General features: G+C 61.1%; 21 protein-coding genes. 11 read left to right on the forward strand and 10 right to left on the reverse strand.

The features are described 5' to 3' along the window. A partial coding sequence (locus H8F23_RS24450) for a DUF3392 family protein (RefSeq protein WP_194936103.1) occupies positions 1 to 219 on the forward strand: 219 nt, incomplete at its 5' end. Positions 220 to 337: 118 nt separating this feature from the next. On the opposite strand, the gene trmB is transcribed toward H8F23_RS24450, so the two are convergent. The 4 genes from trmB to H8F23_RS24470 form a co-directional block, all read right to left on the reverse strand. Further along, positions 338 to 1,063: a tRNA (guanosine(46)-N7)-methyltransferase TrmB gene (gene trmB, locus H8F23_RS24455; protein ID WP_194936104.1), complete on the reverse strand. Its 726-nt coding sequence runs from the start codon at positions 1,061 to 1,063 to the stop codon at positions 338 to 340. A 9-nt stretch (positions 1,064 to 1,072) separates the two neighbouring features. Further along, a complete protein-coding gene (locus H8F23_RS24460; RefSeq protein WP_007913621.1) occupies positions 1,073 to 1,867 on the reverse strand; it encodes a thiazole synthase in 795 nt (264 codons plus the stop codon). Positions 1,868 to 1,927: 60 nt separating this feature from the next. After that, the gene (gene thiS / locus H8F23_RS24465; protein WP_122604433.1) at positions 1,928 to 2,128 is read right to left on the reverse strand and encodes a sulfur carrier protein ThiS; all 201 of its coding nucleotides are present in this window, start codon (positions 2,126 to 2,128) and stop codon (positions 1,928 to 1,930) included. Positions 2,129 to 2,199: 71 nt separating this feature from the next. Continuing rightward, positions 2,200 to 2,580: a DUF423 domain-containing protein gene (locus H8F23_RS24470; protein WP_194936105.1), complete on the reverse strand. Its 381-nt coding sequence runs from the start codon at positions 2,578 to 2,580 to the stop codon at positions 2,200 to 2,202. 74 nt (positions 2,581 to 2,654) lie between these two features. On the opposite strand from H8F23_RS24470, the gene mtgA reads away from it, so the two are divergent. Beyond that, positions 2,655 to 3,377 (forward strand): monofunctional biosynthetic peptidoglycan transglycosylase, encoded by a 723-nt coding sequence (gene mtgA / locus H8F23_RS24475; RefSeq protein WP_007913618.1) that lies wholly within the window; start codon positions 2,655 to 2,657, stop codon positions 3,375 to 3,377. Between the two features lie 180 nt (positions 3,378 to 3,557). Here the strand turns inward: mtgA and rpoH are convergent, their stop codons facing one another. The 4 genes from rpoH to ftsY all read right to left on the reverse strand — a co-directional run bounded on the left by rpoH (position 3,558) and on the right by ftsY (position 7,744). Continuing rightward, positions 3,558 to 4,412 (reverse strand): RNA polymerase sigma factor RpoH, encoded by an 855-nt coding sequence (rpoH, locus tag H8F23_RS24480; protein ID WP_003229146.1) that lies wholly within the window; start codon positions 4,410 to 4,412, stop codon positions 3,558 to 3,560. Between the two features lie 115 nt (positions 4,413 to 4,527). Continuing rightward, positions 4,528 to 5,553 (reverse strand): permease-like cell division protein FtsX, encoded by a 1,026-nt coding sequence (gene ftsX / locus H8F23_RS24485; RefSeq protein ID WP_099757424.1) that lies wholly within the window; start codon positions 5,551 to 5,553, stop codon positions 4,528 to 4,530. Further along, the gene (gene ftsE / locus H8F23_RS24490; RefSeq protein WP_008065082.1) at positions 5,550 to 6,221 is read right to left on the reverse strand and encodes a cell division ATP-binding protein FtsE; all 672 of its coding nucleotides are present in this window, start codon (positions 6,219 to 6,221) and stop codon (positions 5,550 to 5,552) included. Before ftsE ends, ftsX begins: the two co-directional genes overlap by 4 nt. Further along, the gene (ftsY, locus tag H8F23_RS24495; protein WP_194936106.1) at positions 6,218 to 7,744 is read right to left on the reverse strand and encodes a signal recognition particle-docking protein FtsY; all 1,527 of its coding nucleotides are present in this window, start codon (positions 7,742 to 7,744) and stop codon (positions 6,218 to 6,220) included. The genes ftsE and ftsY overlap by 4 nt, the downstream gene beginning before the upstream one ends. Positions 7,745 to 8,088: 344 nt before the next feature. Here ftsY and H8F23_RS24500 point away from each other — a divergent pair, with 344 nt between their 5' ends. The 5 genes from H8F23_RS24500 to H8F23_RS24520 all read left to right on the forward strand — a co-directional run bounded on the left by H8F23_RS24500 (position 8,089) and on the right by H8F23_RS24520 (position 13,444). Continuing rightward, positions 8,089 to 9,444, forward strand: a complete 1,356-nt coding sequence (locus H8F23_RS24500; protein WP_007913612.1) for a M16 family metallopeptidase — start codon at positions 8,089 to 8,091, stop codon at positions 9,442 to 9,444. Further along, positions 9,437 to 10,924 carry a M16 family metallopeptidase gene (locus tag H8F23_RS24505; protein WP_194936107.1) on the forward strand — a complete coding sequence of 496 codons (1,488 nt, stop codon included), beginning with the start codon at positions 9,437 to 9,439 and terminating at the stop codon, positions 10,922 to 10,924. The genes H8F23_RS24500 and H8F23_RS24505 overlap by 8 nt, the downstream gene beginning before the upstream one ends. Further along, positions 10,924 to 11,538, forward strand: a complete 615-nt coding sequence (rsmD, locus tag H8F23_RS24510) for a 16S rRNA (guanine(966)-N(2))-methyltransferase RsmD (protein WP_093429823.1) — start codon at positions 10,924 to 10,926, stop codon at positions 11,536 to 11,538. Before H8F23_RS24505 ends, rsmD begins: the two co-directional genes overlap by 1 nt. A gap of 62 nt (positions 11,539 to 11,600) precedes the next feature. Beyond that, a complete protein-coding gene (locus H8F23_RS24515) occupies positions 11,601 to 12,596 on the forward strand; it encodes a hydrolase (RefSeq protein ID WP_194936108.1) in 996 nt (331 codons plus the stop codon). Beyond that, positions 12,593 to 13,444, forward strand: coding sequence for an AraC family transcriptional regulator (locus H8F23_RS24520; protein ID WP_194936170.1), 852 nt, complete (start codon positions 12,593 to 12,595; stop codon positions 13,442 to 13,444). Before H8F23_RS24515 ends, H8F23_RS24520 begins: the two co-directional genes overlap by 4 nt. 98 nt (positions 13,445 to 13,542) lie before the next feature. Here H8F23_RS24520 and H8F23_RS24525 read toward each other — a convergent pair whose 3' ends face one another. Both H8F23_RS24525 and H8F23_RS24530 read right to left on the reverse strand, forming a co-directional pair. Beyond that, the gene (locus H8F23_RS24525) at positions 13,543 to 14,397 is read right to left on the reverse strand and encodes a sulfurtransferase (RefSeq protein WP_194936109.1); all 855 of its coding nucleotides are present in this window, start codon (positions 14,395 to 14,397) and stop codon (positions 13,543 to 13,545) included. Between the two features lie 32 nt (positions 14,398 to 14,429). Next, positions 14,430 to 15,101 (reverse strand): TetR/AcrR family transcriptional regulator, encoded by a 672-nt coding sequence (locus H8F23_RS24530; RefSeq protein WP_007913599.1) that lies wholly within the window; start codon positions 15,099 to 15,101, stop codon positions 14,430 to 14,432. 128 nt (positions 15,102 to 15,229) lie between these two features. On the opposite strand from H8F23_RS24530, the gene H8F23_RS24535 reads away from it, so the two are divergent. From H8F23_RS24535 to coaD, 4 genes are all read left to right on the forward strand, one after another. After that, positions 15,230 to 16,678 (forward strand): coniferyl aldehyde dehydrogenase, encoded by a 1,449-nt coding sequence (locus H8F23_RS24535; protein ID WP_324187898.1) that lies wholly within the window; start codon positions 15,230 to 15,232, stop codon positions 16,676 to 16,678. A gap of 29 nt (positions 16,679 to 16,707) precedes the next feature. Next, entirely contained in the window at positions 16,708 to 17,253 is a 546-nt protein-coding gene (locus H8F23_RS24540; protein WP_194936111.1) for a twin-arginine translocation pathway signal protein, read from the forward strand. Between the two features lie 119 nt (positions 17,254 to 17,372). Beyond that, positions 17,373 to 18,968: a GMC family oxidoreductase gene (locus tag H8F23_RS24545; RefSeq protein WP_194936112.1), complete on the forward strand. Its 1,596-nt coding sequence runs from the start codon at positions 17,373 to 17,375 to the stop codon at positions 18,966 to 18,968. Positions 18,969 to 19,083: 115 nt separating this feature from the next. Next, the gene (coaD, locus tag H8F23_RS24550; protein ID WP_003229157.1) at positions 19,084 to 19,563 is read left to right on the forward strand and encodes a pantetheine-phosphate adenylyltransferase; all 480 of its coding nucleotides are present in this window, start codon (positions 19,084 to 19,086) and stop codon (positions 19,561 to 19,563) included. Positions 19,564 to 19,658 lie beyond the last annotated feature (95 nt).

The raw sequence follows: 19,658 nt of genomic DNA on the forward strand, positions 1-19,658 counted from the left end.
GCTGACTTCAATGGCTGGGTCGAGCAGCGCCTGGGCAGCATAGCCGGCGCCTTGCGCATACCGCTGATGTCGCTACTGTGCGTGATCGGCAGCGGCGCCGCGCTGATCTACGCCACGCCTTGGGTGATCAAGGGTTTGAGCCAGTTCAACAACTACAGCCTGGCGCCAGTCCTGCTGGTAGTCCTTGTCCTCATCGGCGTAGTCGCCGACCGCCGCTGATCTTTCAGTACACCCAAAACGACTGTAGGAGCTGCGGCACGCTGCGATCTTTTGATCTTGATTTGAAGATCAAGAGATCGCAGCGTGCCGCAGCTCCTACAGGGGTATTGCGTGATGCTTAGGACTGCTTTTCGAACTTCAGGTCCCACACGCCATGGCCAAGACGTTCGCCGCGGCGTTCGAACTTGGTGATCGGGCGTTCGGCCGGGCGTGGTACGCACTTGCCGTCTTCGGCGAGGTTGCGATAGCCCGGGGCGACGTTCATCACTTCCAGCATGTATTCGGCGTACGGTTCCCAGTCGGTAGCCATGTGCAGAATGCCGCCAACCTTCAACTTGCTGCGCACCAGTTCAGCGAACGAGGCCTGAACGATGCGACGCTTGTGGTGACGGCTCTTGTGCCACGGGTCCGGGAAGAACAGCATCAGGCGATCGAGGCTGTTGTCGGCGATGCAGCGGTTGAGCACTTCGATCGCGTCGCAATCATAGACCCGCAGGTTGGTCAGGCCCTGCGTCAGCACGCCATTGAGCAGCGCGCCAACACCCGGACGGTGCACTTCAACACCGATGAAATCCTGCTCCGGGGCCGCCGCAGCCATTTCCAGCAGCGAGTGGCCCATGCCGAAACCGATCTCCAGCGAGCGCGGTGCCGAACGGCCGAACACTTGATCGTAATCCACCGGGGCGTCGGCCAGCGGCAGCACGTACAGCGGCGCGCCCTGATCCAGACCGCGTTGCTGGCCTTCGGTCATGCGCCCGGCGCGCATCACGAAGCTCTTGATGCGGCGGTGTTGGCGCTCGTCGCCTTCTTCCGTCTGGACAGGCGTGTCGTTCGATTCAGTCATCAATGGCTCTTACTTGATCAGACCATCCAGCGGCGAAGAGGCGCTGGCATAGAGTTTTTTCGGCATACGGCCAGCGAGGTAGGCCAGACGGCCTGCAACGATGGCGTGTTTCATGGCTTCAGCCATCATCACCGGCTGCTGGGCGTGGGCGATGGCCGAGTTCATCAGCACCGCATCACAACCCAGTTCCATGGCGATGGTTGCGTCGGAGGCAGTGCCGACACCGGCATCGACCAGCACAGGGATTTTGGCTTCTTCGAGGATGATCTGCAGGTTGTACGGGTTGCAGATCCCCAGACCGGAACCAATCAAACCGGCCAGCGGCATGACCGCGATGCAGCCGATTTCCGCCAGTTGGCGGGCGATGATCGGGTCATCGCTGGTGTACACCATCACGTCGAAGCCTTCCTTGACCAGCGTTTCTGCGGCCTTAAGGGTTTCGATGACGTTAGGGAACAGGGTCTTCTGGTCAGCCAGGACTTCCAGCTTCACCAGGTTGTGGCCGTCGAGCAGCTCACGGGCCAGGCGGCAGGTGCGCACGGCTTCGATGGCGTCGTAGCAACCGGCGGTGTTCGGCAGGAAGGTGTAGCGTTCCGGCGACAGCACGTCGAGCAGGTTCGGCTCGCCTTCGATCTGACCCAGGTTGGTGCGGCGCACGGCGAAGGTGACGATCTCGGCACCCGAGGCTTCGATGGCCTGACGGGTTTCTTCCATGTCACGGTACTTGCCGGTACCGACCAGCAAACGCGACTGGTAAGTACGACCGGCCAGCACAAAAGGCTTGTCGCTACGAACGATGCTCATGGGGAATCCTCTTTAGGAGTGAGGGTCTTGCAGAATTCTGTGCCCTCGCGGGCCGAACGATCAGCCGCCGCCGATGGCGTGCACCACTTCAACGTTGTCGCCATCGTTGAGCGTGGTGTCGGCATGCTGGCTGCGCGGGACGATATCCAGATTGAGTTCGACTGCCACCCGGCGTCCGGTCAGTTCCAGACGGGTGATCAGGGCCGCAACGGTCTCGCCGTCGGGCAGTTCAAGGGATTCGCCGTTCAACTGAATGCGCATGCGTAACGCCGCCATCATTTTTAGGGGCTGGCATTCTAGCCCGATCATGACCTAAAGGTCAGCACCAAGCGTCAAGCGGTTGGTTGCAAGCGCCAGGCGGCGAGGCCAAGGCACACCCAGCCGATCAGAAACGCCAGGCCACCGAACGGGGTAATGATGCCGAGCTTGCTGATGCCGGTGGTGGTCAGCACATACAGGCTGCCGGAGAACAGCAGAATACCAATGGTGAATGACACGCCGGCCCAAGTGACCAGTCGGCCCTGAATCTGTGTGGCGAGCAGCGCCACACCGAACAACGCCAGAGTGTGCACCAGTTGATAGGTCACGCCGGTATGGAAGATCGCCAGATACTCGGGCGTCAGGCGGTTTTTCAGGCCATGGGCAGCGAATGCGCCCAAAGCGACCCCGGTAAAACCGAAAAAAGCGGCCAGCATCAAAAAGCCACGCAGCATTGGGAACTCCAGTCAGACGCGATCGGCAGGGTCTGTATAATGGCCCGCTCCACCGGTTCGGCCAAGCCATCTCTATGCTGCGTACTATTTTCCGTCGTCTCACGAAGGCCCTGCTCTGGTTCGCCGGTGGCAGCGTCTTGCTGGTGCTGGTGTTTCGCTTCGTGCCGCCGCCGGGAACGGCGTTGATGGTCGAGCGCAAGGTCGAATCCTGGGTCGATGGCGAGCCGATTGACCTGCAACGCACGTGGAAGCCGTGGGACGAGATCTCCGATGACCTCAAAGTCGCGGTCATGGCCGGTGAGGATCAGAAGTTTCCCGAGCATTGGGGCTTTGATTTCAGTGCGATCCAGGCAGCGTTGGCCCACAACGAGCTTGGCGGGTCGATTCGCGGCGCCAGCACCTTGAGCCAGCAGGTGTCGAAAAACCTGTTTCTGTGGGCCGGCCGCAGCTATCTGCGTAAAGGCCTGGAGGCGTGGTTTACCGCGCTGATCGAGGTGTTCTGGCCCAAGCAGCGGATTCTTGAGGTGTACCTGAACAGCGTCGAGTGGGATGACGGGGTGTTTGGCGCCGAAGCCGCAGCCCGCCATCATTTTGGTGTCAGCGCCAAGTCGTTGTCGCGGCAGCAGGCGAGTTATCTGGCGGCTGTTCTGCCCAACCCTCGGGTGTGGAGCGCTAGCCATCCGACCGCTTATGTCTCGCGCCGGGCCGGGTGGATTCGCCAGCAGATGAGTCAGTTGGGTGGGGATAGCTATTTGCTGGGGCTCAATGATTCGCGCCGGGCGCCTTGGTCTCGATGACACCGAGGATCTAAATGTAGGAGTGAGCCTGCTCGCGATAGCGGTACATCAGTGACGGCAATGCTGACTGTCACACCGCTATCGCGAGCAGGCTCACTCCTACATTGGTTTGTGGCGAAGCAGAAATGAAAACGCCCCGATCATCGCTGATCGGGGCGTTTTTTATTGCCGAGGCGCCGGTTATGCGGCGATCGACAACTTGAGCTTGTTCATCGCGCTCTTCTCGAGCTGACGGATCCGCTCGGCCGACACGTTGTACTTCTGCGCCAGATCGTGCAGCGTGGCTTTCTCTTCTGCCAGCCAGCGCTGGTAGAGGATGTCGCGGCTACGTTCATCCAGCACTTCCAGCGCTTCGTGCAGGTTGTGGTTGGAGTTGTCGCTCCAGTCGGCATCTTCCAGTTGACGCGCCGGGTCGTACCGGTGGTCTTCCAGATAGTTGGCCGGCGACTGGAAAGCGCTGTCGTCGTCGGCTTCAGCAGCCGGGTCGAAAGCCATGTCATGGCCGGTCAGGCGACTTTCCATCTCGCGCACTTCACGCGGTTCAACGCCGAGGCTTTCCGCCACACGGTGGACTTCCTCGTTGTTCAGCCACGCCAGACGTTTCTTCTGGCTGCGCAGATTGAAGAACAGCTTGCGCTGGGCCTTGGTGGTCGCGACTTTCACAATGCGCCAGTTGCGCAGGATGAACTCGTGAATTTCCGCCTTGATCCAGTGCACGGCGAACGACACCAGACGCACACCCATTTCCGGGTTGAAGCGCTTCACCGCCTTCATCAGGCCGACGTTACCTTCCTGGATCAGGTCAGCCTGAGCCAGACCGTAGCCGGAATAGCTACGGGCGATATGTACAACAAAACGCAGGTGGGCGAGCACCATCTGCCGAGCCGCCCCCAAATCCTGCTCATAGTAGAGACTCTCGGCCAGTTCACGCTCCTGCTCCGGCGTCAGCAATGGAATGCTGTTGACGGTGTGCACGTAGGCTTCCAGGTTCGCACCCGGAACCAACGCATACGCAGGTTGCAAAGAATTGGTCATACGAAAAAACCTCCCACTTACATACTCGTGCCTCTCGGCACTGCGAAAAATTGACCGGGAATTCAAGTGCAAGTTCCCAAAAAAACCGCGAGGTCAATCACGCGCAAAAAAGATTCTACTTCGGCGCCAGCTCCCTGAGATGGCGTGCGACTGCAATCCATGCACCGATATAACCCAACAGCACCGCGCCAAGCAAGAGCGACAGACCGTCGGCAACTGGCACTCCGGCCAGCGCGAAATCACTGCCGTACAAGCCGGCCAGTCCAACCACCGCATCGTTCAGCCAGTTCAGGCCGAACGCCAATACACCCCAGGACAGTAGCCCCGCACCGAAGCCATACAACGCGCCCATATAAAGGAAGGGACGACGCACATAGCTGTCAGTGCCGCCGACGAGTTTAATCACTTCTATCTCGGTGCGGCGGTTTTCAATATGAAGACGAATGGTATTGCCTATCACCAAAAGTAATGCAGAAACCAGCAGCACCGTCAGACCGAAGACAAAACGATCGCCAAGCTTGAGGATCGCGGCCAAACGCTCGACCCAGACTAGATCAAGTTGCGCCTGTTGTACCTTGGGCAATTCGGAAAGTTTTTGTCTTAATGCTTCCAGCGTCGGCTTGTCGACCTCGTTCGGGGTGACCAGCACCACGCCCGGCAACGGGTTCTCCGGCAGCTCGCGCAGGGCTTCGCCCAACCCGGATTGTTGCTGAAACTCTTCCAGCGCCTGATCGCGGCCGACATATTCAGCATCCGCTACGCCGGGCATGCCTTTGATCTGCTCGCGCAACGATTCGCCCTGCTCCGGGCTGGCGTCGAGTTGCAGATACAGCGAAATCTGCGCCGCACGCTGCCACGAACCGCCAAGACGCTCGACGTTGTTGAGCAACAGGGACAAGCCCATTGGCAGACTCAGCGCGACCGCCATCACCATGCAGGTGAAGAAGCTGCCGATCGGCTGCTTGCCGAGACGACGCAGGCTGTCGAGCAGGCTGGCGCGATGGCTTTCGATCCACGCGCGGAACAGCGTGGCGAAGTCCGGGCCATCGTCTTCGTCGTGTTTTTTCTTCTTCGGTGGCTGCGGATCGGCGGCTTTCGGGGCCACGCGCTCGGAAACCTTGGGACTGCGTGTCGCACTCATTCTCCGGCCTCCCCGTCGCCAATCAATCGGCCGCGTTGCAGGGTCAGCATGCGGTGACGCATGCGTGCGATCAGCGCCAGGTCGTGACTGGCGATCAGCACGCTGGTGCCCAGGCGATTGATGTCTTCGAACACGCCCATGATTTCAGCCGCCAGACGCGGGTCAAGGTTACCGGTCGGTTCGTCGGCCAGCAGCAAGGCCGGGCGGTGCACGATGGCGCGGGCAATGCCGACACGCTGTTGTTGACCGGTGGACAGATCGCCGGGGTACAGATCGGTTTTATCCGACAGCGCCACGCGCTCCAGCGCCGAATCGACACGCTTGGCGATTTCGGCCTTGGACAGCCCGAGAATCTGCAGCGGCAAGGCGACGTTGTTGAACACCGTGCGATCGAACAGCAGCTGGTGATTCTGGAACACCACGCCGATCTGCCGACGCAGGAACGGAATCTGCGCGTTGCTGATGGTGCTCAGGTCTTGCCCGGCCAGCAGCAGTTTGCCGCTGGTCGGACGCTCCATCGCCAGCAACAGGCGCAACAACGTGGATTTACCGGCGCCGGAGTGGCCGGTGACAAACAAGAACTCGCCACGACGGACTCGAAAGCTCAGCTCATGCAAGCCGACGTGACCGTTCGGGTAGCGTTTACCGACCTGTTCGAAACGAATCATGAACGCTCCCGCTCGGCAAACAGTGCCTGGACAAAGGGTTCGGCTTCAAAAGTGCGCAAGTCGTCGATGCCTTCACCGACGCCGATGTAGCGGATCGGCAGGCCGAACTGCTTGGCCAGGGCGAAAATCACGCCGCCCTTGGCGGTACCATCGAGCTTGGTCAGCGCCAGGCCGGTCAGTTCGACGGTCTGGTTGAATTGCTTGGCCTGGTTGATGGCGTTCTGGCCGGTGCCGGCGTCGAGCACCAGCAGCACTTCGTGCGGCGCGTCGGCGTCGAGCTTGCCGATCACCCGGCGAACTTTTTTCAGTTCTTCCATCAGGTTGTCTTTGGTGTGCAGACGACCGGCAGTGTCAGCGATCAATACATCGATACCACGGGCCTTGGCGGCCTGCACGGCGTCGAAGATCACCGAAGCCGAGTCGGCGCCGGTGTGCTGGGCGATCACTGGAATCTTGTTGCGCTCGCCCCAGACTTGCAGCTGTTCCACGGCAGCGGCGCGGAAGGTGTCACCGGCGGCGAGCATGACTTTCTTGCCTTCCAGTTGCAGCTTCTTCGCCAGCTTGCCAATGGTGGTGGTCTTGCCAGCGCCGTTGACGCCCACCACCAGAATCACGAACGGCTTGTTCTGCGAAACGATTTTCAGCGGTTGTTCGACCGGTTTGAGCATCGCGGCCAGCTCGGCCTGCAGGGATTTGTACAGCGCGTCGGCGTCGGCCAGCTCTTTACGGGCAACCTTCTGGGTCAGACGCTGGATGATCTGCGTGGTGGCTTCGACACCGACGTCGGCGGTGAGCAGACGGGTTTCGAGGTCATCGAGCAGATCGTCATCGATGGTTTTGCGGCCGAGGAACAGGCTGGCCATGCCCTCGCCGATGCTGGCGCTGGTTTTCGACAGGCCTTGCTTGAGGCGGGCGAAGAAACCGGCTTTGGTTTCTTCGGTGCGCGGGGCTTCGACTGGGGCCTCGGTAACCACTTCAACCGGCACAACTGGCGCAGCGACGACCGATGCAGGTGCAGGTGCAGGTGCAGGTGCAGGTGCAGGTGCAGGCTCGGGTTGTTGAACGACCGGAGCAACAGGCTCAGCAACAACCGGCGCAGGCTCGACAACCGGCTCAACCACAGGCGCCAGAGCCACCTCGGGCACCAACGCAGCAGGCGCTGGAATTTCCGGGGTGATGTGTGGCGCAGCTTCTTCAACCAACGCCACCGGCTCTTCCGCCACCGGCAAGGTCAGCCACGGTTCAGCTGCAGGAGTCAGCGGTAGCTCAGCCGCCACAGGCGCTTCAGGCTCTGGCTCTGGCTCTGGCTCAGGCTCAACCGGTTGCAACACCGGCTCGGCAATCGGCAGCACAATCGGTGCCGGCTCTTCTTCTATGACTGGAGCCGGCGCAGGCGCTGGCTCAGGAATCACCGGCGGCTGTTCGACGACGGGTTCCTGCGGTTTCTTACGCAGCCATCCGAACAGGCTTTTCTTCTCGCCAGCCGCAGCTGGGGTCTTCTTGTCGTCGTTGGAACCAAACATGGAGGACGGCTATCTCACGGTAGCGACGCGCCATAAGGGCGCCCCGGCAAATAAATATTCGATGCAGAACAGACTGTGTTTCATCCAGCTTGTTCACGCGCAACATTTTGTCGAGGCGCCAGCGGCACCTCAAAGAATCGTATAAACGAAGGACTAAACCGGCAAATTCGGCGAAACAGCGAAGTTTAGTCGATAAACCGTAGCTTTCTGCCGCAAACCCATTCAGCCAGATCAGGTCTGAAAACCTGATAGGCGTGGTCGCCGGTAAAACGGATCAGTATCCTAGCACCCTCTCGCCCGCCGACGCTAAGACCAAGCGGGCAGCCCAACAGGTTAAAAAACGAATGAATGCTCTAGCCCGCCGCGCTGCAGGCCTGCTGCTCAGCACAGTCTGCCTGCCCCTTTCGGCCCTGGCGGCCGACCCGCAACCGACCCACGAGTTCACCCTCGACAACGGCCTCAAGGTCGTCGTGCGCGAAGACCATCGCGCGCCAGTGGTGGTGTCGCAGGTCTGGTACAAGGTCGGCTCCAGCTACGAAACCCCGGGCCAGACCGGTCTGTCCCACGCGCTTGAGCACATGATGTTCAAGGGCAGTGAAAAAGTCGGTCCCGGCGAAGCCTCGCTGATCCTGCGTGACCTCGGCGCCGAAGAGAACGCTTTCACCAGCGACGATTTCACCGCTTATTACCAGGTGCTGGCCCGCGACCGTCTGGGCGTCGCCTTTGAACTGGAAGCCGACCGCATGGCCAATCTGCGCCTGCCGGCCGATGAGTTCGCCAAGGAAATCGAAGTCATCAAGGAAGAGCGCCGCTTGCGCACCGATGACAAGCCGATGTCCAAGGCCTACGAACGCTATAAAGCCATGGCCTACCCGGCCAGCGGTTACCACACGCCGACCATCGGCTGGATGGCCGACCTCGACCGCATGAAGGTCGAAGAGCTGCGCCACTGGTACCAGTCCTGGTACGTGCCGAACAACGCCACACTCGTCGTAGTCGGCGATGTGACCCCGGACGAAGTGAAAACCTTGGCCCAGCGCTATTTCGGCCCGATCGCCAAGCGCGACGTGCCGCCGGCGAAAAAACCGCTGGAGCTGGCCGAACCCGGCGAACGCCAGATCACCCTGCACGTGCAGACGCAATTGCCTAGCCTGATGCTCGGTTTCAACGTACCAAGCATTGCCACGGCTGAAGACAAACGCTCGGTCAACGCCTTGCGCCTGATCTCGGCGTTGCTCGACGGCGGTTACAGCGGGCGTATCCCGACGCAACTGGAGCGCGGCGAAGAGCTGGTCTCCGGCGGTTCGTCGAGCTACGACGCCTATACCCGTGGCGACAGCCTGTTCACCCTGTCGGCAACCCCGAACACCCAGAAGAAAAAGACCATCGCGCAAGCCGAGGCCGGTCTGTGGAAGCTGTTGGAACAGCTGAAAACCACCGCGCCGTCCGCTGAAGAACTGGAGCGCGTGCGAGCACAAGTGATTGCCGGTCTGGTCTTCGAACGTGATTCGATCACCAGTCAGGCCACCGCCATCGGTCAACTTGAGACCGTCGGTCTGTCGTGGAAACTGATGGACACCGAACTCGCCGATCTGGAAAGCGTGACCCCGCAAGACATCCAGAACGCCGCCAAGCTGTATTTCACCCGCGAACGTCTCAGCGTCGCCCACGTCCTGCCACTGGAGACGACTCATGAGTAAGCGCAAATCCCCACGCCTGCTGCTCGGCCTGATCGCCGTGACGGTGATCGGCTCTGCCGCGCTCTACCTGTCGCCGGGCGCTGACAGCAATGCCAGCGAAGCCCTCGACAACGCCAAAACCAGCCAGAAGCTGCAATCACTGACCGAACTCGACGGCAAGGCCCCGGCCAGCCGCAAACTCGACGTGCAAACCTGGAACACCGCCGAAGGCGCCAAAGTATTGTTCGTCGAAGCCCATGAGCTGCCGATGTTCGACATGCGCCTGATCTTCGCCGCCGGCAGCAGCCAGGACGGCAGCGCGTCGGGTCTGGCGGTGCTGACCAACGCAATGCTCAACGAAGGTGTCGCCGGTAAAGACGTCGGCGCCATCGCGCAAGGCTTCGAAGGCCTCGGTGCGGATTTCGGCAACGGTGCTTTCAAGGACATGGCGCTGGCTTCGCTACGCAGCTTGAGTGCCACCGACAAGCGTGAACCGGCGCTGAAGCTGTTTTCGGAAGTGGTTGGCAAACCGACCTTCCCGGCCGATTCGTTCGCACGCATCAAGAACCAGCTGCTCGCCGGTTTCGAATACCAGAAACAGAACCCCGGCAAACTCGCCAGCCTTGAGCTGATGAAGCGCTTGTACGGCGATCATCCGTACGCGCATTCGAGTGACGGTAACCCGCAGAGCGTGCCGAAGATCACCCTCGCGCAGTTGCGTGAGTTCCACGCCAGGGCCTACGCCGCTGGCAACGTGGTGATCGCGCTGGTCGGCGACCTGTCGCGGGCGGATGCCGAGGCGATTGCCAATCAGGTCTCTTCTGCCCTGCCGAAAGGCCCGGCGCTGGCGAAGATCGCTCAGCCACAGGAACCGAAGGCCAGCACAGGCCATATCGAGTTCCCGTCGAAGCAGACCAATCTGATGATCGCGCAACTGGGTATCGACCGTGACGATCCGGATTACGCCGCGCTGTCGATGGGCAACCAGATCCTCGGTGGCGGCGGTTTCGGCACGCGCCTGATGAGCGAAGTGCGCGAAAAGCGCGGCCTGACCTACGGCGTGTACTCGGCGTTCAGCCCGATGCAAGCGCGTGGCCCGTTCATGATCAACCTGCAGACTCGCGCGGAAATGAGCGAAGGCACCCTGAAACTGGTGCAGGACGTGCTTGCCGATTACCTGAAAACCGGGCCGACGCAGAAGGAACTCGACGACGCCAAACGCGAACTGGCCGGCAGTTTCCCGCTGTCCACCGCGAGCAATGCCGATATCGTCGGCCAACTCGGCGCGATGGGCTTCTATAATCTGCCGCTGAGCTACCTGGATGACTTCATGCGTCAGTCGCAAAGCCTGACCGTGGAACAAGTCCGCGACGCTCTGAACAAACACCTGAGCACGGACAAAATGGTCATCGTCACCGCTGGCCCGACCGTGCCGCAAAAGCCGTTACCGGCCCCATCTGATAAACCTGCCGAGCAACCGCTCGGGGTTCCGGAGCATTAATGGCGACTCGAGCACCCAAGAAACCTGCGCAAAACGTTCACAACGGTGTGAACCAGTTGCGCATCATTGGCGGCCAATGGCGCAGCCGCAAGCTGAGCTTCCCCGACGCACCGGGCCTGCGCCCGACGCCGGATCGCGTGCGTGAAACCTTGTTCAACTGGCTCGCACCGTACGTTGAAGGGGCCAAGGTGCTCGACCCGTTCGCCGGCAGTGGCGCGCTGTTTCTCGAAGCGCTGTCCCGTGGCGCGGCCATGGGTCAGGCGCTGGATGCCAGCAACATTGCGGTGTCCAGCCTGAAAGAACACCTCGGCACCCTGCGCTGCACCAACGGTCAGGTGCAGACCGCCGACGCCCTGCGTTATCTGGAAACCCAGACCGCGACACCGTTCGACCTGGTGTTCCTCGACCCGCCGTTCAACCAGAACCTGCTGCCTGCCGTCTGCACCTTGCTCGAAGAGCGCCAGTGGCTGGCGCCGGACTCGTGGATCTACACTGAAAGCGAAACGGCGCCATCGACGCTGGGCCTGCCGGGCAACTGGCGCCTGCACCGCGAGCAGAAATCCGGCCGGGTTTACTACGCGCTGTGGCAACGTACGGCAGAGATCGCCGGTTAACCGACCGGCCTGAACAAGCGGCGCGCCTCGACCGAGGCCGCCGCGCTGCATCGAGAACCATCGTGTCCGCCTCTTCAGAACGCTTCAACCCCGCCTTCGGCCTCGGCAATCCGCACCTGCAAACCCTGTGGGGGCCGCTGTGGCGTAAAACCGTGCATATCGAACGTGAACGCGAACGCCTGTGGCTTGAGGATGGCGACTTTCTCGATCTCGACTGGCACGGCCCGCACACCGCCGATGCGCCATTGGTGCTGGTACTGCACGGGTTAACCGGTTCCTCCAATTCACCCTACGTGGCGGGCATCCAGAAGGCGTTGGCCGATCAAGGTTGGGCCAGTGTTGCGCTGAACTGGCGCGGCTGCTCGGGCGAACCGAATCTGCTGCCGCGCAGTTATCACTCCGGCGCCAGCGAAGACCTCGCCGAAACTGTCAGACACCTGCGCGCCAAGCGACCGCTGGCACCGCTGTATGCCGTCGGCTACTCCCTGGGCGGCAACGTGCTGCTCAAACACCTCGGAGAAACCGGCAGCGCCAGCGGTGTGCTCGGCGCGGTGGCGGTGTCGGTGCCGTTTCGCCTCGACCAATGCGCCGACCGCATCGGCCAGGGATTTTCCAAGGTCTATCAGGCGCACTTCATGCGCGAGATGGTCGCCTACATCAAGAACAAGCAACGCCAGTTTCAGCATGACGGTCGCGAAGACGGACTCGCCGCGCTGGCCGCCCTCGGCTCGCTGGAAAACATGCGCACCTTCTGGGATTTCGATGGCCGAGTAACCGCGCCGTTGCACGGGTTCGAGGATGCCGAGGATTACTATCGCCGCGCTTCTAGCCGCTATTTCCTCGGCGAGATCCGCACGCCGACCCTGATCATTCAGGCGGCGGACGATCCTTTCGTGTTCCCGCACAGTTTGCCGCAGGCCAATGAGCTATCGGCGTCAACCGTCTTCGAATTGCAGGCACGCGGTGGGCATGTCGGCTTTGTCGACGGTTCGATTCGTCAGCCCGGCTACTACCTGGAACGGCGCATCCCGCAATGGCTGGCGCGCGTGCCCACATGAGCGATCAGGGCGAGTCGATCCGCTTCTGGCAAACCGCGCCGCTGGCCGGGGTCGAGTTGCTGTCGGCGCGCTACATCGATCATCGTTTCGCCCCGCATGTGCATGACGGCTATGTGATCGGCATGATCATGGCCGGCGCCCAGCGTTATCGTTATCGCGGCGCCGAGCATCTGGCTGGCAGCGGTACGCTGGTGTTGATCAATCCCGACGAACTGCACACCGGACACAAGGGCACCGAGGATGGCTGGCTGTATCGGGCGTTTTATCCCGATAGTTCACAGATCGTTTCGTTGCTGGATGAGCTGGAACTGTCCACCACGAATCTGCCGGCGTTCGGCGCCACGTTGTATCGCGATGCGGATCTGGTCAACGGCTTTGCGCAGTTGCACCGTTTGCTCGAAAGCCCGGCCACCGCGCTGCAACAGCAAACGGTGTGGCGCGAGATGATGTTGCGGCTGTTGCAGCGCCATGCCGCAGTGCCCGTGCCCGGCCGAGCCGGCAAGGAACACCGCGCGGTGCTGTTGGGCAAAGAACTGCTGCGCGCGCAACTGGCGGCGCCGCCATCGCTGGAAGAGCTCGCGGCGGCGGTGAATCTGTCGCCCTTCCATTTCGCCCGAGTATTCCGTCGCGCCACCGGCATGCCGCCGCACACCTGGCTGATGCAGCAGCGCATCGCCCAGGCCCGCGCACTCCTGCAGCACGGCTGCTTGCCGGTTGAAGTCGCCACGCAACTGGGCTTTGCCGATCAGAGCCATTTGAGCCGGCAGTTCAAGCAGGCTTATGGTGTCGGACCCGCCGCCTACCGTAGCGCCCGACAGCTTCCTTCAGATACCGCCGTTCCCTTGTAGGAATGAGCCTGCTCGCGATAGCGGTGTGTCAGTAACGGTAAAGGTGACTGACACACCGCTATCGCGAGCAGGCTCACTCCTACAGGGATGTGTGGTGGTTATTCGCCGGTGGCGATACCGCGCGAAGGCTCGTTGATCCACTCGCTCCACGACCCGGCATACAACGATCCCAACGGATAACCCGCCAGACACAAGGCAAACAGGTTGTGACACGCCGTCACGCCGGACCCGCAATACGCAACCAGATCCGCTGGCGAACGCTCACCGAGCTTCGCGGCAAAACGCTGCTTGAGTTGATCCACCGGCAGGAATCGTCCATCGCCGCCGAGGTTGTCGGTGAACGCCGCGCATTGCGCACCGGGAATATGCCCGGCAACCGGATCAATCGGCTCGACCTCACCTTTGAAACGCGGCAAAGCCCGGGCATCGATCAACGTCAGCGCCGGTTGACCAAGCCGCTGTTGCAGTTGCTCGGCGCTGAGCAGCAGGCGGGTGTCCGGCTGGCCACTGAAATTGCCACGGGTAACCGTCTGCGCATCCAGGCTCAACGGGAGCCCCGCCGCATGCCACGCCTTGAGCCCGCCATCGAGAATGAACACACCGTCGCGCTTGCCCAGCCACGCCAGCAACCACCACGCCCGCGCCGCGTAGGCACCGGGACCGTCGTCGTACAAAACCACGTCGCTGTCGTTGTTGATGCCCCACGCCTGCAGCCGCTCGATCAACGCCGCAGGTTCGGGCAACGGGTGACGGCCAGTCACGCCTTTGACCACTTTACCGCTGAGGTCACGCTCTAGGTCAGCAAAGCTCGCCCCGGCAATGTGCCCTTCGGCATAGCTGCGCTGACCGTAGTCCGGGTCTTCGAGGGCAAAACGACAATCGAGAATCACCAGCCCTGACTGTTCCTTGCGGTTATCCAGCGTTTGCGGGCTGATCAGTTGCGCAATCGGCATAACGGGCTCCTGAGGTATTTCAACAGAACGGTTTATTTCACGTCTTCGAGGGCCTGGGCCAGCGGCACGTAGAATTCCTCGAACAACGCATTGACCTCGTCACGCGCCTGCTCGGTGACAAACCCGGCTTCAAGCACCAGCACCTGATACACGCCACGTTTAATAGCTTGTTCACTGAGGTGGTTGGAGTTCTCGCGGGTGGTGCACAGGAAGCGCACCCAGGACGTCAGGATGATCCAGGCATTGAGGGTCAGGGACTCGATCTGCACGCGATCCATATCAAGGATCCCGGCGGCAACAAAACCTTCGTAGATCGCCGCGCCCTGAATCACGCAGCGCTGTGAAAAGCGCCGATAGCGGGCGGCCAGTTCCGGATCGCTGTCGAGCAGATGCTCCAGATCGCGGTGCAGAAAGCGGTAGCGCCACATCGCCGAGAGCAATTCCTTGAGATAGAAACGCTTGTCCTCGACCGTCGCCGCGCGCCCCTGCGGCGGACGCAGAAAGCTGTCCACGAGGCTTTCATACTCACTGAACAACACGGCGATGATCGCCTGCTTGTTGGGGAAGTGGTAGTACAGATTGCCCGGAGAAATCTCCATGTGGGCGGCAATATGATTGGTGCTGATGCTGCGCTCGCCCTGCTGATTGAACAGCTCAAGGCTGTTCAGCACGATACGCTCGCTGGTTTTTATTCGTGGGGCCATGGCTTGAGCTTTAATTCAGAGTGCGTTGGGGGGCATCTTACGACCTAACCGGAAATGGATAAAACACTGCCGTGCAAGGAAGTCATTTGACTTTCTAGAGCATAGACTCTAAAAAGTTCATCACTACAATAAATCCGGAGCAGACCATGACTGCCGACATTGCCTACCTGCAAACGCTGCAACAACCGCTAGCCGAACTGGACCGGTTGTTCGAGGCGCAGCGGGCTGCGTATGCCGCCAATCCGATGCCACCCGCCGCCCAGCGCCAGCAATGGCTCAAGGCCCTGAGTGATTTGCTCAGCAACGAGCGTCAGGCCTTGATCGAGGCGATCAGCTCCGATTTCAGCCATCGCAGCGCCGACGAAACCTTGCTCGCCGAACTGATGCCGAGCCTGCACGGCATTCATTACGCCAGCCGCCATCTCAAAGGCTGGATGAAAGCCTCGCGGCGCAAGGTTGGTGTGGCATTCCAGCCGGCCTCGGCGAAAGTGGTGTATCAACCATTGGGCGTGGTTGGCGTCATCGTGCCGTGGAACTACCCGTTGTATCTGGCCGTCGGCCCACTGGTCGGCGCCTTGGCGGCGGGTAACCGGGTGATGCTCAAACTCAGTGAATCAACCCCTGCCACCGGCCTATTGCTCAAGGAACTGCTGGCGCGGATCTTCCCCGAAGACCTGGTCTGCGTGGTGCTCGGTGAAGCCGACATCGGCGTGGCGTTCTCGCGCTTGCGCTTCGACCACTTGCTGTTTACCGGCGCCACCAGCATCGGCAAACACGTGATGCGCGCCGCCGCCGAAAACCTGACCCCGGTCACCCTGGAACTGGGCGGCAAGTCGCCGGCCATCGTCTCCCGCGATGTGCCGCTCAAAGATGCCGCCGAGCGCATAGCCTTCGGTAAAACCCTCAACGCCGGTCAGACCTGCGTTGCCCCGGATTACGTGCTGGTGCCGGAAGACCGGGTCGGTGCTTTTGTCGAAGCCTATCGCCAGGCGGTGCAGGGCTTTTACCCGACACTCACCGACAATCCGGACTACACGGCGATCATCAACGAACGCCAACTGGCGCGGCTCAACGGCTATGTAAGCGACGCCACCAGCAAGGGCGCGCTGTTGATTCCGCTGTTCGAGCAGGGCCAGGGCCGGCGCATGCCGCACAGCGTGCTGCTGAATGTCAGCGATGAGATGACGGTGATGCAGGACGAAATCTTCGGCCCGCTGCTACCGATCGTGCCGTATCAGGACCTGGAGCAGGCATTTGCTTACATCAATCAGCGGCCACGTCCTCTGGCTCTTTACTACTTTGGCTACGACAAACGCGAACAGAACCGGGTGCTACACGAAACTCATTCCGGCGGTGTGTGCCTGAACGACACCTTGCTGCATGTGGCTCAGGACGATATGCCGTTCGGTGGCATCGGCGCTTCGGGCATGGGCCACTACCACGGTCACGAAGGCTTCCTGACCTTCAGCAAAGCCAAAGGCGTGCTGATTAAACAGCGCTTCAACGCAGCCCGACTGATTTACCCGCCCTACGGCACATCGATTCAGAAACTGATCCAGAAGCTGTTCATTCGCTAAACCTTTGTCACCGCCGGGTAATAACAACAATGCACCCAAGCCTGACCGAAACACCTGCACTGTCGCGCCGTAGCCTGCTGAAATTCAGCCTCGGCGCCACGGCGTTTCTCGCCACCGCCGGACTCGGCGCCAGCCTCAGCGGCTGTTCGTCGAGCGTCGCGGCCAACGGCTTTGTCTCATTGCGCGACGGCGATCTGCTGTTCCTGCGCGCACTGATTCCGGTGATGCTCGACGGCGCCGTGGCAGCCGAGAGGATGCCAGGCGCGGTTGATGGCACGCTCAAGTCGCTGGACTACAGCCTCGATCACCTGTCGCCGGAAATGCTCAAGCTCACCCGGCAACTGTTCGATGTACTCGGCATGGCCGTGACGCGCGGGCCACTCACCGGGATCTGGGGCAGTTGGGAGAACGCCAGTGCCGAGGCCATGCGGCATTTCCTTGATCGCTGGGAAAACAGCTCATTGAGTTTGTTGCGCATGGGACATAGCTCGTTGCAGCAGATGGTGATGATGGCTTGGTACACCCGCGCCGAATCCTGGGCGCATTGCGGTTATCCCGGGCCGCCTTCGGTCTGAGACCGAGTCGCGCCTATCGCGAACAAGCTCACTCCTACAGGGGATCGCATTTCAAATGTAGGAGCGAGCCTGTTCGCGATGAGGCCCGCCAGAACAACAAAAACAAGAGAACCTGATCGATGCCCGTACCCGACCCGTTCCGCGAAGGCCTCGCCCGAGGCTGGAAAACCTACAACGGCGCACAGCTGAGCGACGACCTCACCCTTGAGGCCGACGTCGCCATCATCGGCAGCGGCGCCGGTGGCGGCACCACGGCAGAAATCCTCAGCGCCGCCGGCTACAAAGTGTTGCTGATCGAAGAAGGCCCGCTGAAAACGAGCTCCGACTTCAAAATGCTCGAAGACAAGGCCTACAGCAGCCTTTATCAGGAAGGCATCGGGCGCATGAGCAAGGACGGCGCGATCACCATTCTTCAGGGCCGCGCGGTCGGCGGCACGACGCTGATCAACTGGACCTCGAGCTTTCGCACCCCAGAGCCGACCCTCGAACACTGGGCCAAGGAACACAACGTCAAAGGCCACAGCCCTGCCGAGATGGCGCCGTGGTTCGAGAAAATGGAGCAGCGCCTCGGCGTCGCCCCGTGGAGGGTGCCACCCAATGCCAACAACGACGTGATCCGTAAAGGCTGCGAGCAACTGGGCTATAGCTGGCACGTGATCCCACGTAACGTGCGCGGCTGCTGGAACCTTGGTTACTGCGGCATGGGCTGCCCGACCAACGCCAAGCAATCGATGATGGTCACGACCATTCCAGCGACCCTGGAAAAGGGCGGCGAGCTGCTTTATCTGGCCCGCGCGGAGAAGCTGCTGATCAACGGCGACAAGGTCACTGGCCTGCAATGCGTGGCGATGGACGAACGTTGCGTCACGCCGACCGGACGCAAAATCACGGTCAAGGCGCGGCATTACGTGCTCGCCGGCGGCGGCATCAACAGCCCGGCACTGCTGCTGCGTTCGGATGCTGCGGACCCACATAAAACCCTGGGAAAACGTACCTTCCTGCACCCGGTGAACATGTCCGCAGCGCGCTTCGACGAAGTCATCAACCCGTTTTACGGGGCGCCGCAGTCGATCTACTCCGACCATTTCCAGTGGAAGGACGGCACCAGCGGGCCGATGGCCTTCAAGCTCGAAGTGCCGCCGTTGCATCCGGCCTTGGCTGCCACCCTGCTCGGCGGCTTTGGCGCAGAGAGCGCGCAACACATGGCGGACCTGCCGCACACCCACGCCATGCTGGCCTTGCTGCGTGACGGTTTTCACCCGGACAGCACGGGCGGTGCAGTCGAGCTGCGTGGCGATGGTTCGCCGGTACTCGACTATCAGGTGTCACCCTATGCCTGGGAAGGCCTGCGCCGGGCCTTTCACGTCATGGCCGAAATCCAGTTTGCCGGCGGCGCAAAAGCGGTGATGCCGATGCACGCCGACGCCCGTTACGTGAAAACCCTGGCCGAAGCGCGCCCGCTGATCGATGGTTTGAGCCTCGAGTTGTATCGCACGCGACTCGGCAGCGCTCACGTCATGGGCGGTTGCGCAATGGGCGAAGAGCCGAAAAGTGCAGTCACCGACAGTCTCGGCCGGCATCATCAACTGGCTAATCTGTCGATTCACGACGGCTCGCTGTTCCCTACCAGCATCGGCGCCAACCCGCAGCTATCGGTGTATGGCCTGACCGCGCAACTGGCGACTTCCCTCGCCGATCGGCTGAGAAACCCGTGAAAAAACCGATTAATCGCCTCGTCTATAGTGCTTTCTTACCCAACAGGCGACTTGGCCGACCGGGACGGCTGCGATACCATCCGACTCCCCAACGGACTCCCGCCAGGACGACGCGATGAACCGAGTGTTGTACCCAGGTACCTTCGACCCTATTACCAAGGGCCATGGCGATCTGGTCGAACGCGCCTCGCGCCTGTTCGACCACGTGATTATTGCAGTCGCTGCCAGCCCGAAGAAAAACCCGCTGTTCCCGCTGGAACAACGGGTAGAACTGGCTCGCGAAGTGACCAAACACCTGCCGAACGTGGAAGTGGTCGGTTTCTCGACACTGCTGGCGCATTTCGCCAAAGAGCAGAATGCCAACGTGTTCCTGCGCGGTCTGCGTGCGGTGTCGGACTTCGAATACGAATTCCAGCTGGCCAACATGAACCGTCAGTTGGCCCCGGATGTGGAGAGCCTGTTTCTCACGCCGTCCGAGCGTTATTCGTTCATTTCCTCGACGCTCGTGCGGGAAATTGCCGCGCTGGGCGGCGATATCAGCAAGTTCGTCCACCCGGCCGTGGCTGATGCGTTGACCCTACGCTTCAAGAAGTAGGAGCTGCCGAAGGCTGTGATCTTTTGCTTTTAAAAGATTGCAGTCTCGTGCCCTTGATCGCAGCCGCGTGCACTGCGCTCGCCAATGCGGCACAA

The organism is Pseudomonas neuropathica, assembly GCF_015461835.1.
In the GTDB taxonomy this organism is placed as follows: Bacteria; Pseudomonadota; Gammaproteobacteria; order Pseudomonadales; family Pseudomonadaceae; genus Aquipseudomonas; species Aquipseudomonas neuropathica.

Coding starts and splice junctions, on each gene's coding strand:
- H8F23_RS24530 (WP_007913599.1), bottom strand. CDS start 15,101: ATGGCCCCACGAATAAAAACCAGCGAGCGTATCGTGCTGAACAGCCTT.
- H8F23_RS24505 (WP_194936107.1), top strand. CDS start 9,437: ATGAGTAAGCGCAAATCCCCACGCCTGCTGCTCGGCCTGATCGCCGTG.
- H8F23_RS24500 (WP_007913612.1), top strand. CDS start 8,089: ATGAATGCTCTAGCCCGCCGCGCTGCAGGCCTGCTGCTCAGCACAGTC.
- rpoH (WP_003229146.1), bottom strand. CDS start 4,412: ATGACCAATTCTTTGCAACCTGCGTATGCGTTGGTTCCGGGTGCGAAC.
- rsmD (WP_093429823.1), top strand. CDS start 10,924: ATGGCGACTCGAGCACCCAAGAAACCTGCGCAAAACGTTCACAACGGT.
- H8F23_RS24540 (WP_194936111.1), top strand. CDS start 16,708: ATGCACCCAAGCCTGACCGAAACACCTGCACTGTCGCGCCGTAGCCTG.
- trmB (WP_194936104.1), bottom strand. CDS start 1,063: ATGACTGAATCGAACGACACGCCTGTCCAGACGGAAGAAGGCGACGAG.
- H8F23_RS24520 (WP_194936170.1), top strand. CDS start 12,593: ATGAGCGATCAGGGCGAGTCGATCCGCTTCTGGCAAACCGCGCCGCTG.
- ftsY (WP_194936106.1), bottom strand. CDS start 7,744: ATGTTTGGTTCCAACGACGACAAGAAGACCCCAGCTGCGGCTGGCGAG.
- ftsX (WP_099757424.1), bottom strand. CDS start 5,553: ATGAGTGCGACACGCAGTCCCAAGGTTTCCGAGCGCGTGGCCCCGAAA.
- mtgA (WP_007913618.1), top strand. CDS start 2,655: ATGCTGCGTACTATTTTCCGTCGTCTCACGAAGGCCCTGCTCTGGTTC.
- H8F23_RS24460 (WP_007913621.1), bottom strand. CDS start 1,867: ATGAGCATCGTTCGTAGCGACAAGCCTTTTGTGCTGGCCGGTCGTACT.
- coaD (WP_003229157.1), top strand. CDS start 19,084: ATGAACCGAGTGTTGTACCCAGGTACCTTCGACCCTATTACCAAGGGC.
- thiS (WP_122604433.1), bottom strand. CDS start 2,128: ATGCGCATTCAGTTGAACGGCGAATCCCTTGAACTGCCCGACGGCGAG.
- H8F23_RS24545 (WP_194936112.1), top strand. CDS start 17,373: ATGCCCGTACCCGACCCGTTCCGCGAAGGCCTCGCCCGAGGCTGGAAA.
- H8F23_RS24470 (WP_194936105.1), bottom strand. CDS start 2,580: ATGCTGCGTGGCTTTTTGATGCTGGCCGCTTTTTTCGGTTTTACCGGG.
- H8F23_RS24525 (WP_194936109.1), bottom strand. CDS start 14,397: ATGCCGATTGCGCAACTGATCAGCCCGCAAACGCTGGATAACCGCAAG.
- ftsE (WP_008065082.1), bottom strand. CDS start 6,221: ATGATTCGTTTCGAACAGGTCGGTAAACGCTACCCGAACGGTCACGTC.